At 58.7% G+C, this 14,191-nt stretch carries 13 protein-coding genes; 3 read left to right on the top strand and 10 right to left on the bottom strand.

Annotated features, from left to right (window positions below; genetic code table 11):
- Positions 1–25: 25 nt before the first annotated feature.
- From IP85_RS22330 to IP85_RS00510, 10 genes are read right to left on the bottom strand one after another with little or no spacing between them, the layout of a single operon-like run.
- The gene (locus IP85_RS22330) at positions 26–724 is read right to left on the bottom strand and encodes a metallophosphoesterase family protein (RefSeq protein ID WP_054147716.1); all 699 of its coding nucleotides are present in this window, start codon (positions 722–724) and stop codon (positions 26–28) included.
- Entirely contained in the window at positions 717–2,249 is a 1,533-nt protein-coding gene (locus IP85_RS00550; RefSeq protein WP_054147715.1) for an alkaline phosphatase family protein, read from the bottom strand. Before IP85_RS00550 ends, IP85_RS22330 begins: the two co-directional genes overlap by 8 nt.
- The gene (locus IP85_RS00545; RefSeq protein WP_054147714.1) at positions 2,246–3,322 is read right to left on the bottom strand and encodes a hypothetical protein; all 1,077 of its coding nucleotides are present in this window, start codon (positions 3,320–3,322) and stop codon (positions 2,246–2,248) included. Before IP85_RS00545 ends, IP85_RS00550 begins: the two co-directional genes overlap by 4 nt.
- Positions 3,300–4,112 carry a TIGR01458 family HAD-type hydrolase gene (locus tag IP85_RS00540; RefSeq protein WP_054147713.1) on the bottom strand — a complete coding sequence of 271 codons (813 nt, stop codon included), beginning with the start codon at positions 4,110–4,112 and terminating at the stop codon, positions 3,300–3,302. The genes IP85_RS00545 and IP85_RS00540 overlap by 23 nt, the downstream gene beginning before the upstream one ends.
- Positions 4,113–4,122: 10 nt before the next feature.
- A complete protein-coding gene (locus IP85_RS00535; protein ID WP_054147712.1) occupies positions 4,123–4,737 on the bottom strand; it encodes a hypothetical protein in 615 nt (204 codons plus the stop codon).
- Complete coding sequence (locus IP85_RS00530) at positions 4,734–5,879, bottom strand: hypothetical protein (protein ID WP_156322681.1); 1,146 nt, start codon at positions 5,877–5,879, stop codon at positions 4,734–4,736. The genes IP85_RS00535 and IP85_RS00530 overlap by 4 nt, the downstream gene beginning before the upstream one ends.
- 17 nt (positions 5,880–5,896) lie before the next feature.
- Complete coding sequence (locus IP85_RS00525) at positions 5,897–7,135, bottom strand: hypothetical protein (RefSeq protein ID WP_156322679.1); 1,239 nt, start codon at positions 7,133–7,135, stop codon at positions 5,897–5,899.
- The gene (locus IP85_RS00520; protein WP_054147709.1) at positions 7,122–9,119 is read right to left on the bottom strand and encodes a PEP/pyruvate-binding domain-containing protein; all 1,998 of its coding nucleotides are present in this window, start codon (positions 9,117–9,119) and stop codon (positions 7,122–7,124) included. The genes IP85_RS00525 and IP85_RS00520 overlap by 14 nt, the downstream gene beginning before the upstream one ends.
- On the bottom strand, positions 9,116–9,709 hold the full coding sequence (dcd, locus tag IP85_RS00515; RefSeq protein WP_082347530.1) for a dCTP deaminase: 594 nt from the start codon (positions 9,707–9,709) through the stop codon (positions 9,116–9,118). Before dcd ends, IP85_RS00520 begins: the two co-directional genes overlap by 4 nt.
- Entirely contained in the window at positions 9,706–10,224 is a 519-nt protein-coding gene (locus tag IP85_RS00510; protein WP_054147708.1) for a deoxycytidine triphosphate deaminase, read from the bottom strand. The genes dcd and IP85_RS00510 overlap by 4 nt, the downstream gene beginning before the upstream one ends.
- A 357-nt stretch (positions 10,225–10,581) precedes the next feature.
- On the opposite strand from IP85_RS00510, the gene IP85_RS00505 reads away from it, so the two are divergent.
- The 3 genes from IP85_RS00505 (at position 10,582) to IP85_RS00495 (ending at position 14,190) form a co-directional block, all read left to right on the top strand.
- Entirely contained in the window at positions 10,582–11,694 is a 1,113-nt protein-coding gene (locus IP85_RS00505) for a fatty acid desaturase (protein WP_054147707.1), read from the top strand.
- Positions 11,695–11,799: 105 nt separating this feature from the next.
- Positions 11,800–12,987, top strand: a complete 1,188-nt coding sequence (locus IP85_RS00500; RefSeq protein ID WP_054147706.1) for an alanine racemase — start codon at positions 11,800–11,802, stop codon at positions 12,985–12,987.
- A 204-nt stretch (positions 12,988–13,191) separates the two neighbouring features.
- Entirely contained in the window at positions 13,192–14,190 is a 999-nt protein-coding gene (locus IP85_RS00495; protein ID WP_054147705.1) for a class I SAM-dependent methyltransferase, read from the top strand.
- Position 14,191 lies beyond the last annotated feature (1 nt).

Raw genomic sequence — 14,191 nt, 5'->3', positions numbered from 1 at the left:
GTGAGAAGACGAAAGGCCTGGATATTCAATGCATCTGCTGCGGCTCGAGAAGCCGGTGGTGGACGGCGACAAGGCCGCTTGGCGTATGATCGAGAATCGCGAAATCGACGATGCCGTCATATTCGTGAGGATGACGGCCAACGGCTCCGACGGAGATGTGGAGAAGCCCGCTCTCCATAACGCGGACGAAGGGCGTATGCAGGTGTCCCGTGACGAGGCAATACATGTGGCGACCGTCCAGGTGCGCATCGACATCGTCGGTCCGCATGTCCAGCGTCAGGCCGATGCGGTTGTCGCGCGGCGATGCGTGGCAAGCGAGGCACGTCCGATTGCTCATGACGAATGTCTGCGTATTGGGCATTGCGCCCAGAAATGCCAGATGCGCCGCACTTAGACACGATTTGAAGGAAAGCATATGGGACCGGGTTCGCTGGTCTTCAGCGTCTGCAGGGTCCCAGCGCTCCAGCCAGCCGTTGAGGAAAAACGCGTCGGTATTTCCACACACAGCTCCGGTGAGCGGCATGGACATGATCCGATCAAGCAGCATGACGAGCTCGGAAGCGCTGCGGTCGCAGAAATGCGTCCAGACCAGGTCGCCGAGAAGCAAGGGAGGACGCCGGATATTCAAGGTCGCGAGGCGATCGAGCACGGCCTCGAAGCCCATGCGGTTGCCGTGGATGTCTGCCAGAACGGGCAAAGCTTCGCTGGAATACGGCTCACGCATTGAGCGCCTCCTGCGGAATGCGGCAGCCCATGAATGCGGCCGCAACATCCTTGGCCATGATCGCTGACGCTGTCGGTCGCTGCCGCTCGGCGCTGAGATCGATGACGATCCCCTCCAGACGAGGATCGAGGCAATGGCTGCCGTGTTCCCCCGTCTTCCGGCTCGGTCCCCAACGAGCATCCGTGATCGTCGCCTTGGCTTGCTGGCAGTGACCGGGCCGCAGATGCCCGAGGAGGTCGAAGCCTTCCAGTACATCGCCACCGGTCGGCAGAATGTCAGGCACTCCTCCCGGTGCATCGGCAAGGTCGCTGCAAAGATCGGCCACGATCGCCCGCCGAGAAACACCCGCGCGATCGGCGGCGGCAGGATTGATCCAGAGCGCCCCCGTCTCTGCCGGGTGATAGAAGCAGATCGAACGTTCAACATCGATCTTGAGATCCGGCGTGCTGGCGAGGTACCCTCTTTGCGCAAGTACCGTGTTGGGAAATATGATCGTATCCAGCGATGCCATTCCGTGATCCGAGCACACGATGACACGGTCCTTCGGACGCGCTACCGCCTGAAGTCGCGATAGGAAGACATCGAAGCGTTCAAGCATCGTCAAAACCAGTTCATCGACGATCGCTTCGCGCTCGGCAGACCAGAACAGGCAGGCAGGATCGAGATAGCCAGCGAATTCATGCAGCATGATATCGAGGGCAGGCTGGTATCCGATGACAAGCTGGCTGTCGGCCTGCTCGACGCTATCCAGAAACTCATCGAGATAGCGGAGGGACATCTGGATCAAACAGGCTGTGAAAACACGTTCGGCGGTGCCGTCGCCGCCGTCGGCGAGACGCGGTCCCAGTTTTCCTTCGCGATAGAGCGTGTTGGGCGCGGATGCGAGCAAAGGCGGCGCGTGCCGTAGCCGCTCAACCGTACGCTCGATGTCATTGCCATGCAGCCGCGGGCGCCATGCGCCCAGTTCGATATCGACGGCCTGATCCTGCAGCGACCAGGAACCGGCGGTCAGCCGAGCATCTCCGTCGATCGCCTCATAGTGCCATAACTCCTTGGGGCTGAGCGACGAGGGCGAGGCCAAGGCTGGCGCGCGCAGCGGAGGCACGAAGCCGTAGCTGACATAGCGCGCGCGATCTCCCAGTCTCTCAGGCGACACGAAAGGAACATGGCACAGCCGAACTGCATGGCCGGCTTCGGCATAGAAATCCCAGATCCAGCGGACATGCGTCGGTCGAACCGAAAAGGCCTCCTTCACCGCGATTGGATGTGCCCCGTCCGGATCCGGCAGATGAAAACCGACGATGCCGGTCCCCAGCGGCTCGACGCCGCTCCAGAGCGTCGACAAGGAGGGCGGCGTCTGACAATTGGGCGAAACGGGCAGTAGCCTGCTGATGCAATCCTGCCTCCAGAGCTGTTGCAACATCGGAAGGCGCGCGGCTACCCTAGGGCTCTCGACATATCGCTCGACCAGCCAGTGCGGAAATCCGTCAATCAGCATCCAGAGAAGGCGTGGCAGATCCGTCATGACGATAGCTCCCGGATAGGGGAGGCAACCGGTCCAAGCACCGAGTACCAAGGAACCTCCATGAGGCGATGCAGCAATGTGTCGTCGAGAACGCGTTCGCGGCGCATGATGTCGTCGAAAAGACCATGCCAACGCCCTGGGGTGAATTCGAACGGAAATTCGACATTGTCCCGAAGAACTTCAAGAGACTGTTCGTCCGGCCGGAGTTGCCGCACCTCAAGTCTGGAGTTGCCAATATCGGGGAAAAGAACTGCGCGGACATTTCCGCATGCTCTGCGGGGCTTGCCCGGCAGGGCGGCACGAAACACATGCGGCTCGATGAGTTCCTTGTGGTTGTCCGGCTTCTCGCAGCCGTCTTCCCAGAAGAAATCGACCCCACATGCTGCGGCAAAGACGGGATATGTCCGCAAGGATCCGATGCCTATGTGCGGATAGTCCGGCCAGGCGCGTATCCTCAGGCCGCCAGTTGTGGAATCGATCAGAACCTTGTCGCCAGACAGATAGTCGAAGGCCTCGTTCAGCAACAACCGCAGCAAGGTCGTCGTCTTGCCAGCGCCCTTGTGGCCGAGGACGAGCACGGCTTCCCCGTTTACCATCGCAGCGCTCGCGTGAAGAAGTATGGTTCCTCTCGATTCCTCGATGATAAGGCATGTGTATCGTATCAATTCTACCAGATGCACGAAGGATTCTTCGGAAACATAGGCAGTTATATGTCGGGTATGCCTGTCGATCCGGTAGGCTGTTCTTTTGCTTGCATCATGAACAACAATGACATTCTCGTCCCAAACGGAAACCTCTGCCTTCAGGTTGAACATGTCGGCGGTACTGCGGCGGATAAGCAGGTCGCTTAAAACGACGTTTTTCCATGTTTCGGGAAAGCTCTCATAGGGTTCGAAACCTATGGAAAAATCGAAATGCGGGTGGTCACCGGCAATCTGAAATGATGGAGCCAGAAAGTCCGCCAGTCTGGCGGCAATGCCCGCACTGTTTTCGCAGTGTTGGAAAGCTATGCAGACGTTGCCGTTTTCAAGCAAAAACTGCGTCTGACTGTCAGGCAGTGAGGTCGGCAGCATGATGTGTCTTCCGATTGAGGGAGTGAACCAAAGCCGGCAATGAGGCAATCGTAGACAGGAGAAATGTCGGCTGTCCGGCCGACGCTGAATTGTAAGGGGTTGTGCCCTTGCCCGTCGCGACAAGAACCGAGCGCATTCCGCAGTGCTCGGCCCCCCTGATGTCGGTCAGCATATCATCGCCGACGACGAGGACGTCGCCAGCTCCCCATCCGACAGTTCTCAGCGCCTCGTTGAAAAATGTCGCACTGGGCTTGCCGGTCACAGTCGCCTTGCGTCCGATTGCGGCCTCCAGGCCAGCAATGAAAGCGCCGGCATCGAGGTATCGACCCCTCTCATCGACGGAGTACATCGTCCGGTGCGGAACGACGAAATCCGCGCCTTGCGAAAGCATGAGATAGGCTTCGTTCATCGCCGCATAGGAAAAGCCATGTCTGACATCCGTCACGACCACGGTATCTGGGTTGCGCGTAGTCTGGCTGCATTGATCGAAGAGATGCCGAACGCTGTCAGGAACCAGCAGCCAGACAGTGCGGTCCACGTCCCTCGCCAGCAACGAGGCACAGGCGGTGACGGAAGTCTCTATTTCCTCTGCTTGAATGTCGAAGCCATGCTGCGACAGCCTGGCTGCCAGAGCGTCTGGCGCGAGGCTGCTGATATTGGTCAAGAACCGAAGCGCGATGCCGGCTGCGCGCAGCTCTGATATCGCCTCTACCGAGCCGGGAATTGCGCTGCCGCCGAACATCAACGTGCCGTCGATGTCGCAAAGGATGGCTCGAACCGGGACCGACATCCGCGCGCCCTCAAACCGGCTGAAGCGTTGACGTAACGGCGCCACGCTCGCGAACGCCGGCGGTGAGCCGGTCGAGCAGGCCGTCGATCTGCGTCTGCAGTTTCGCCAGATCCGCCGTATTGGACAGGACGTAGTCGGCGCGCATTCTGCGCACTTGCGCGTCGAGCGGCGAATGTTCGATCAGCCGCAGATCAGCGCGGCCGATCATACGGTCTCTCAACACTCCCTCCGGTGCAAAGATCCGGATGAGCCGGAAGCCCTGGCGACGGAGTGCTGGCCAGTCGACTGCGTCGTCGCGCAAATCGTCGTTGAGGATGACGTCATCCGTGCAGTCGGCGAGGCGCAGGGTGAGGTTATCCACGAGGCTGGTCGGCGACAGGTCGCGCAGGCCACGGGCAATCTGTTCCATCAAAGGGTGGTCTTGCGCATCATAAGCGACCACCTGCCCGGCCGCCTGATAATACATCTGCTTGATATCATAGAGAGGCTTGGCAAGCTTATGCACGCTGCAGGACAAACCGCGCGCCTGAAGCGCCGTCTGGAGAAGCCGCGCCGTCGTGCTTTTGCCCGCCCCGCTCGGACCGATCAGCGCAAGCCGGATCTGATGGACGCCGGATTTCGTCATCGCGACATCCCCCGTCCTTGGCCGGCCAGCTCTTTCGACGCCATGTAGTCCTTGAGGAAGCTGAGCTTGGAGTAATTGGTCTTTTCGTAAGGCAGGCCAATCTCGGCGAGGAAGCTCTCCATCGCCTGCCCGATGCGCTCGAAGTCCCGATAGATCAGGTCGTCATCGGGAACGCCTCGGCTCTTGTGATACTCGATCTCGCATTGCTGCAGCCGGCCCTGCGGCGAGCTATCGTTATAGACCCGGCTGTCCTCGAAGTTCAGAAAGAAGATGTTGCCGGTGTCATTGGCTTCGCAGGCGATGTCCAATCGCGTACGGCGCCAATCGGGGCAACTTGCCAGTGGCAGATCGAAGTAGCTGGCAAGGCTCTCCTCGGGCGTGCCTTGCACATAGAGGTTATGGTAGTTCCGCTCCCATCGTTCGAGCGTATCTTCATGGAAGAGCTTCTTCTTGAACGTGACCGTCCGCTCGTCCCAGTTGGCACGCTTTTTCTTGCTCCAGTACATGATGGAGACATAACCGCCGACGCCCTCCGCATTGGGTAGGATCTCGCAGAGATTGTTGTCGTAGCTCCAGTGCTGGATCTCATCACCGAGCTGCGGCATGAAACCTTCGATCTCCCCACGATCGAGCTTCTCGTAGAACAGCCTGTTGATACTGTAGAAGTTATAGGGGGTACGGATGTTGAACTTGAATTCGAGCTCGGTGTCCGGCAGCCCCTTGTAATAGAGGCATTCGTAATTGCACAGCCGCAGATGCTCCTGGTCGCACAGGGCAAACAGCGCGCCGACGAGATCCTGGTCGGGTATCGTCACTGACAGCGGCGGCACGCCGAGAAAATGGCTCTTGTGCACCTCGACGCGGGTTAGCAGGTGGGTGATTGTCACCATCGGCCCGACGAGCTCCGCAATGGCGAGCGGCACGCCATCGCCCGAAAGGTTCTGCGCGACGTGGACGCCGTCCGCCTCTTGGAGCCCGTCACGATAGATCGCGACCCGGGCAAGTTGCCCCCTGAGGTCGGCTGCAATAGACGCGCCCACCTGAAGTCGGTCGGGGACTGCGCAGAACACCAATATGCGCTCGCTCCGATCGAGAGGTTCAGCATGACGGATTTTCCAACTGCCAAAAATGACGATGCGCATGGTCTTCACGCCCCTGTTCAAGCTGCCCGTGAAAGGAAATGCCCTCTGACGAAATCGAGTTTCGAGTAGAGATTTCGCTCGAAGCTGACTCCGTGCTCGACGAGAAATGCTTCCGCATGCGCGGCGATCAGTTCGAATTCCTCATAGACGTCGCTCAGGTCGAAAAGCGTCCTTGACCGGCAATATTCGACTTCGCACTGGGACATGACCGACTGCTCGTCACCGACGATGCGGCAGATATCGAAGTAGATGCCGAAAATATGCCCCGTCTTCAGCGATTCCATATGGACGTCGAAGCGCTTGCGCCGGAATGCCGACAGACGTCTGGTCCGACCGCTCGTCATCGTCTTGACGTGACGCTCGATATCCTCAAAGGCGATCGCCTGATTGCCGATGATGGTTTCCTTGCGTAGCTCGGCGTTCTCGACGAACCATTTCCGCTTGATCGTCATCTTGCCGTCAGACTGGGGAATGAAGGAAATGTACCCGGCCTCCGACGGCGGCCCAAGCACCTCGAACACATGGGATTCGTAGTCGTAGACTTGGAATTCCATGCCCAGTTCCGGCACGAAGCCGGGAAAGCTGCCGGACAATATGCGCTGGTAGAGCTCTTGCGTCAGCCTCCACGTGTCGGGAATGCCGGCGAAGGTGAGCTTGCGCTCGAGCTCGAATTCCGCTTGCCACCGGCTGAATCCGCTGTTGTCGTTGAAGAGTTCGTGGCGGCGCAGAAGCCGGGCCCGCGTCTCGCCGAGAGCAACGTCGAGGTCGACATACCGGAGCGGCCGTTCGCCGCTCTCGTGGTCCGCGAAGCGCAAGTAAAGTCCGCCGGCGTAACCGATTTCGGCAAAGTGATAGAGCGACGCGCGATTGCCATGATCGACCAGTATGATGAAGGGAACGAGGTCCACTGCCGCAGCCCCAGGCTTGTCGGCGGCGTCGCCCCGCGACATCGACATCCACCCCTGCAATGTCTCATTGCTGCGCAACCGGACGTGGCGCTGTTCCTCGGAAAAATAGAGGAAATCATAAGCGAAGGGATCAATCGCAAGCGCTTCTTTGCCGGGCGCAAGGAGGTCGGTAACAGTGATCTGGCCGGGACGGACGAACATGCCGTTCTCGCCGACCGTCGTCGCCTGCACCTGACCTTTCAGGATGAGCGAGGGCGGCGAATGCTCGTCTTTCGGGGCAAGATGTTCGCCCGGCTCGAAGAGATAGATAAAGACATCATGCGGGTCGTTCCCATCACGCGTATGCATGTTCATCACCATCTGTTTCGGAGGAGTTGACAGGGACGTGTCCCAGATCGGCCGCGCCTTCGCCGGGAGAGGAAATGACAATGCTGTCGCCGATATCGATCAACAGCGAGTTCTTCGCCCGCGCGTATGCGTAAAGTTCAGGGGCCTGCGCCGCGGGGAGGCCCTTCTCGCGGATCAATATCGACAGATGCGACAGCACTGCGGCTCGCTCGAACACGAAGCCGCTGACCAGCGGCAGCAGGGGGGCAAGCGCCGCCAGGGGGCGCCTGCAGACAACAATCGGCGCAACCGGATAACTGCCGATGCGCGCCAGCAGCCGGGCAAGAACCGGGCCCATCTCGCTCGCATCGGGAATATCCGTCAGGCTGACAGAGGGCGCGATGCTCAGGATCTCCAGATCGCGGTCGTCATCGAGCACGAGCGTCGGAGCGAAGGCGTAACCGCGCGAAATCGCAGTGCCCTCGACGGCCCCTGCAAACATCGATTGGGCCGACAGGACCGAAAAGTCGAGCGGATAGACGCAACTGCCACTCATCACCCACTCGATCTGCACGGGGCCGATTTCGCGATGGGCGGCAAGCGTCGCGTCGTAGAGCTGACCTACCGCGACCTGAGGCAGGTCGTCGTCTTCGTCACCAGGGCCTGCCAGGCGGAAAACGCGGGTTTCGGCGGTGCCGCGGTTGATAGCAAGCAGGCCATCGCTCGACCACTCGCCGACGACAGCGTCCTGCATATCCGCCACATGGGTGATGATGCCGACATCACCCCGGATGAAGTCCCGGACGACGATCGTGTGCAGTCGTAGCGGGTCGCTCATCAGCATCCGCAACTCGTCTGCAAGCCCGTCGCGGGGCAGAATGATCTGCCGGAAGCTTGCGCTGAAATCCAGAATGACTTCGTCACTGCCAAAGGCGCCGACCACTTCGCTCGAAAAAGCGGATAGCTCGATGCCGCCTCGGTTCAGCTTCAGCACCAAGGCGGTCGCGACCCCAAGATGGTGGCGTCTCGCGAACTCCGCGATCCGCATTCTCTTGTCCCGGAAATAGGAGATAAAATCCGGCAGTGGGCGCATCTGCTCAAGCACGGCACCGTCCTGACCGTAGAGATCGACGACGACCAACATGGGTTCGCTTGAAGCCTCAATGCGATCGATGCTGGTGATCGGCCGCGCCTGCAGCAGCCAGACGGTCTGTCCGTCCCATGCCCATTCGATGTCGACCGGCCCCAATTGCTGCTCAACGCGGCGCAACAGGGGTAACACGGCATCCAGAATGATCTTGTGGTCCGCCTGATCGGCGACCGTGCATCCATCCGGCCGGCCTCTGTCGATCGCGTAGCGGTCCCCGGCCCTTTGTCCAGACACCAGGCTGTCGCCGCGGCCACTGACGATCTCGACGAGGATGGTGTCCGCTCCCGTCACGGGATTGCGGGAAAAGGCCACGCCGGCATGGGTCGCAGGTACCATGCGCTGAATGATGACATTCATTGGGTTGCTATCATCGAGCAGGCCGGCATGAATGCGTTCGGTGATGACGGTACGGGAATAGGCCGACAGCCAAACCGCTCGGATGGCATCCAGCATGTCCGCCGAGCCACGAATGTCGAGAAAGGTCTCGTAGAGGCCCGCAAAGCTTCTCGAGCTGCTGTCCTCGATCGTATTGGCAGACCGCACGGCAAATGCTCCGGCCGAGCCATCCTCGCCAAAGCACAGGCTCAGAAGGTCGACAAGTTTGCGGCGGGCGTCGTCCGCGGGTGCCAGCGCCTCGGTGAGGTTCCGTAGTTCGCGCAGATCGTCGGCAAGGAAGGCGCCCGATGTAAGCGCGATGCGGCACAGAATTTTACCGGCAGCGTCGGAAATCGCATTGAAGTTGCAAAACAGGAGAGACAGTTCCTTTTCCCCGAGGCAAAGGCATGGAGGAACAGAAACCTCGGTCTTGAGCCGATCGAGATTGTGAAACTTGCTTGGCAGAGCGACGACATTCATCGGACCGCCTCCGAATCCGCCGGGAGCAAGGGGGCGGGTGGGAGCTCGTTGTAGACGTGCTGAGACATCTTCTCGTCGAAATCGACGAAGATCCGAGAGGCCATTGCCCCCGTCGCCCCTTGGTACTTGCCGTTGTAGAGTTCGACATGCCCCTGGGTGTGCCAGAACATCATCTGGCCGATGCACATGCCGGCGTAGACGCGAATGGGATGGATGGCGAACAGCTGAATGGTCCACTGGCCGATGAAGCCAATATCGCCGAGCGAAGCGGACAGGTTGATGAACATGCCGAGCCGGGCGACCGAAGAGCGGGCCGCATAGGTCGGTACGAAATGATTGCTGCCGAGCTTCTCCATGGTGGTGGCCAGGTAGAGACGCCGCGGATGCAGCACATAACCTTTGGGGCCGATCTTCACGACGCTCGTCTTGTTTTCCTTACGCACGTCGATGACGCCTTCGTCATAGACCTTCATCTCATGATGAAGCCGGAAGTTGTAGCTGTTCGGATTGACGTTCTCCGGAAGAAAAGGCGCGATGACGATTTCGCCGGAGGCGACGCGGTTCACAATCTCAGGGCCGGTGAGTATCATCTTGGATCCAATCCGATACGCGAAGGGACGACAGTCTTCGAATTCAGGTACCTGCCTTCATAGGCGCGGTGGCTGCCGGCATTTCGCCAGAAGCAGACCTTACCGATCGGCATGCCGCTGTAGACGACGAGGGGGTGGGCGACGATGATCTCGAGCGTCCAACTGATGACCGCGCCGACATGCCCGAGCGGCGCGCTTGTCTGGATGAACATTCCGCACAGGGCCGTCGACAGATTGGCATAGAGCTCGGACGCATAGGCCTTGCCGCCAATGATCTCTTGCGTGTGCCCAAGATAAAACCGTTCCGGATAGAGGATCAGCCCCTCCTCAGGAATGTCGCGCCGAGTGGTCGCGTTTTCCGCCCGGGCGTCGACGAGGATCGTGTCATATTCAACGATCGTCGGCCCAAGATGCACGCAATACGAGTTCTGCTCCACGAACTGGTCGGAATAGGGTGATATCAGAATATCGCCGCCTATCATCTCACTCTTGATAGCATCACCTGTCAGTATCATTTGCGAAAATCTCCAGAACACCCGCAAACAATATTCGCTTTGCGGATCAACACGACGGAAATGTAAATGATAATGCTTGCAACTTCAGTCTAGGCTGCCGGATATGCTCCAACGAAACAGCGAGTATTCAGATTGAACTACACAACTTTTATTTAGTCAACCAAAGGTAGCTGAATTGTGAAAAAAATATGAAAACGCGAATTGGCGGTTGACAAACGCAAAACAACGCAACCATGATGAGAAAAATATCCATACAGCACTCAAAACGTTTATTTTGAATGCCGCCAGGCGAACGCGACTTGGCCGCCTGATAGCTGTTGCATTGATCCGAATTCAGCCAAAAAATGGAGAGCAATCATGCTTTGCGCAATAATCGCGTGTTTCGCGGCGTTGTGTATCCAAGCGGTAGATCTGTTCTATCACAGGTTCGATTTTGCGACGCTCCCCGCGCCTGCCCAGTCGGCCGATGCCGTCCGACACTACCGGCGCCAGTTCCGGGCACTGACAAGCAAGCGGTATGACAATATCCTCGCCCCGCTCATCTACGTTCGTGTTTTCCTCTGGATACTGGCCGCGAACATCGTCTTCCATGAAGTCGACAATCTCCTTGTCGATGTCCTCATGGTACTGTTCGTGGCCGGACGGTTCAGATCGCTGCAGGAGATTGGGCACCATGCGGCGCATGGTTCGCTATGCCCGAACCACAAGTTCGGTGAGGTCATCACCAACCTGCTTTACCAGTTTCCAGCTTTCATGCCGGAGATACGCGCCCGCCATCACATCCATGTCGTCACCCACCACCGATCCGTGAACATGCCCCACGATCCCGATCTAAGGGAGCTTGCCGACAAGGGCTTCACGCCCGGCATCGGCGAGGCCGCCTTCTGGCTCGGCTTTTTGCATCCGCTGACACCAGCAGGCCTCCTTGCGAGGTTGAAGGAATGCGCGGGCTATCTCGTGGAAGATTTCGGCCGGCCGGCTTTCTACCTGCGGATCATCTGCGTCCTCGCGGTCGTCTCGGTCTATGTCAGCATCGGCTGGTACGCCGAACTGTTCTGGCTATACATCGCCCAGGTCCTGGTCATCTATCCGCTCTTCTACTGGATCGCCCATGTCTCCCTGCATCGCTGGTTCGCGGAATGCGCAGACGATATCCCTTATCACCAGCGGGAGATCGAACTGGGACGGCCCACGGATTTTCCGGGACTGAGTGGTGCAATCATCCGCAACAACCTGTTTCCGTTCGGGGACTCCTACCACCTCGCGCACTCCCTATTTCCGGCGGTCAGATGGAACTACCTGGCCGGCGTGGATCGCCTGATGCGGCGCGCTTCGCCTGAATACGAGCGTCATGCGAGCAGTGGGCTTGTCTTCAGCACGAAGGGACGTCCCTCCGCTATTTCTGAACTGCGCGAACGCATGGTCAAAGGGCGAGCCGGAAGTGCATCACTAAGCGGCCAGACCGTATAGCCGCCTCGCGAGCGGGATCGATCGTCGCGGTATTGGCTCCGCAACCGGTCGTTTCCTAGCGCCAGACTGCCGCCTTACCGTACTCCCATGGCTCAGGAGCCTGAGATGGCCCATTTGAACATCAACCTCCCTCTGATCCGGAACAACATAGACACCGTCATCAACCATTGCCAAAATCACGGGATCAGTGTCGTTGGGGTCGTAAAACCCTGCCAGGACTTCGATCCCATCGTCGACCTCTATGACCAGTCGAGCCTGGCATGCCTGGGAATTTCCAAGGTCCACGCTGCCAAGCGGCTCGCCGGCGCGATCCACAAGCCCTTGATGCTGACCTGCGTTCCGCGACCCGACCTGGCCGATGATGTCGTCAGATATTGCGACATCAGCCTCAATTCCGAGATGGACACGATTACGCAACTTGCGGAAGCCGCCCGTTGTCAGCAGACCAGACACAGCGTGCTTCTGATGGTGGAGGTCGGAGATCTGCGTGAAGGCGTGCTACCCGAAGACGTGCTGCCGATGGTCTCCCGGATTCGCGCCCTTGAGGATTGGGGGATACGATTTGCAGGGATCGGCGCCAACTACGGCTGCGTGAACGGCGTCCTGCCAAACTTCGAAAATATCGGGTTGATCGATGGGTTGGCGAGGCAGATGAGCGAAGGCCTCGGCATCACTCCGGATATCGTCTCGCTCGGTGGATCCGTCGTGCTGGACTGGCTGGACAGGCACGGCCTACCCCCCTCTGTAAACCAGATCCGGGTCGGCGAACCCCTTCTGCTGGGAACGCTCTCGGGCGCGCAGAAGATCTACACGCCCCTGCACGACGACGCGCTGGATTTCGAAGCGGTGATCGTCGAATTGAAATCCAAGCCATCGTTTCCGGCGGGGGAGAAAACAGGGGATGCCTTCGGCGTCTGCCGTGAACCTGAGGACCGCGGCATCCGGACGCGAGCCATTCTAGATTTCGGCGTCGTCGATACCGATCCCGCGTCCTTGATCTCAACTGTGCCTGGACTTTCGATCATCACCAGCAACTCCGACTATACGGTCGTCGACATCACGGAATGCAATTTTCCCTATCACGTCGGAGACCGCATAAGGTTCAAGCTTACCTACAAGTCTATGTTGCAATGTTTCACCAGCGTGCAACTGACCAAAAACGTTCGAGAATGCGAAGCGACTGCTGACATCTGCCTCAACTGTGGCGGACACGGACCCGGGTGCAGATCTGGGCAACTCAGCATGAACTTCACTGATGCTCCCCCGCCAATTCCAGTATCCACCGCCCAATGAGAGCCTGGAAAGGCGGCGGCGTTTCATCGTCTTGGGCTCTACGAACGACAGGCAGGGTTACACAACCCGGTTTCCGGCGATCCTTTAAGAGCCCTCCCCGCCTGAACCGAGCCCACTCACTCATGATTCAACATGCAACTTACGAGATTTTTAACGCAGCGAATTCCGCTGAGATTGCAATCGCGCCGTCAGGAGAACGCCTGAATGTTGAAGAAAGCCGTTTCATCGAATCTGGAATATCTGACCGATACAACCTTTTCAGACTACTACCGTGCCGCGGCGTCAACGTTCCCCGGTCTATGCAGCCTTCTGGATGAGGCCGCGATTACAGGCGACAGGCTCGACGACTATGTGCGTGTCATGAATTCACTCTCCTGGGAGTTCGAAGATCTGGCAGATGGTGGCAGGGGCGCTGCCTATAACATCGCGCAGAAGGTGGTCGGCAATCGCCAAGAGGGGATGGTCGCTCTGCTGAAGTGCTTTTCGTCTACTTTCAGCGACATGCCGGATACCGACACCAGAATTCTTGATGTGCTTGGCGGAGACGGGACGATTGCCCGGTTTGTTGCGAGCATTGATGGGCCAAGGCCGGCGATCTTCACCGCCGATCTATCGCGCTTCATGGTGGATGCCTGCATGAAGCACGGGCTGCCATGCGTGCGTCAGTCGGCTACTCGGAGCCTGTTCAAAAACAATTCTCTCGATGGTGTCTTGATCGCATACGGCAGCCATCATTTGGATGAGGATGACCGCCAACTGGCGATCTCGGAAGCCTATCGGACGTTGAAGCCCGGCGGACGTTTGGTCCTGCATGATTTCGAGACTGGCGGCGAGGCCGCTCGTTGGTTTGAGGAGGTCGTGCACGTTTACTCGCGAACAGGCCATCCTCACCCGCATTTTACGCGATCGGAAATGTGGGAGCGCTTCAGCGTGGCCGGTTTTCGTGACGTGCGCGTTTTCGATTTGAATGATCCTTTCACGCTACCCGGCGCAACCGCTGACGAGGCCATCTCTAACGCGCTTATGCACATGTACCGCATGTACGACCTCGTGAAGATCGCCAACGATAGCGACGACATCATCAATCGTGTTGCACGTTGCGTTGAGCAGACACTGGGCGAAATACAGGTCAGCAAGACAGAGGCCGCCTTTATCGCGACCATACCGCGCAAGGCGCTCGTCGCCGTCGGCACGAAATCGTAGC

Origin of the sequence: Rhizobium sp. AAP116 (assembly GCF_001295785.1) — a bacterium.
Lineage (GTDB): Bacteria > Pseudomonadota > Alphaproteobacteria > Rhizobiales > Rhizobiaceae > Allorhizobium.
The sequence above is the reverse complement of the archived record's forward strand: the minus strand, read 5'-3'. Positions and strand labels throughout refer to the sequence as shown.

Bases quoted from the DNA above. Each gene is read 5' to 3' on its own strand.
- IP85_RS00510 (WP_054147708.1), bottom strand. From the start codon at position 10,224: ATGATACTGACAGGTGATGCTATCAAGAGTGAGATGATAGGCGGCGAT.
- IP85_RS00530 (WP_156322681.1), bottom strand. From the start codon at position 5,879: ATGCGCATCGTCATTTTTGGCAGTTGGAAAATCCGTCATGCTGAACCT.
- IP85_RS00540 (WP_054147713.1), bottom strand. From the start codon at position 4,112: ATGTCGGTCCCGGTTCGAGCCATCCTTTGCGACATCGACGGCACGTTG.
- IP85_RS00545 (WP_054147714.1), bottom strand. From the start codon at position 3,322: ATGCTGCCGACCTCACTGCCTGACAGTCAGACGCAGTTTTTGCTTGAA.
- IP85_RS22330 (WP_054147716.1), bottom strand. From the start codon at position 724: ATGCGTGAGCCGTATTCCAGCGAAGCTTTGCCCGTTCTGGCAGACATC.
- IP85_RS00500 (WP_054147706.1), top strand. From the start codon at position 11,800: ATGGCCCATTTGAACATCAACCTCCCTCTGATCCGGAACAACATAGAC.
- dcd (WP_082347530.1), bottom strand. From the start codon at position 9,709: ATGATACTCACCGGCCCTGAGATTGTGAACCGCGTCGCCTCCGGCGAA.
- IP85_RS00525 (WP_156322679.1), bottom strand. From the start codon at position 7,135: ATGCATACGCGTGATGGGAACGACCCGCATGATGTCTTTATCTATCTC.
- IP85_RS00505 (WP_054147707.1), top strand. From the start codon at position 10,582: ATGCTTTGCGCAATAATCGCGTGTTTCGCGGCGTTGTGTATCCAAGCG.
- IP85_RS00550 (WP_054147715.1), bottom strand. From the start codon at position 2,249: ATGACGGATCTGCCACGCCTTCTCTGGATGCTGATTGACGGATTTCCG.
- IP85_RS00535 (WP_054147712.1), bottom strand. From the start codon at position 4,737: ATGACGAAATCCGGCGTCCATCAGATCCGGCTTGCGCTGATCGGTCCG.
- IP85_RS00495 (WP_054147705.1), top strand. From the start codon at position 13,192: ATGTTGAAGAAAGCCGTTTCATCGAATCTGGAATATCTGACCGATACA.
- IP85_RS00520 (WP_054147709.1), bottom strand. From the start codon at position 9,119: ATGAATGTCGTCGCTCTGCCAAGCAAGTTTCACAATCTCGATCGGCTC.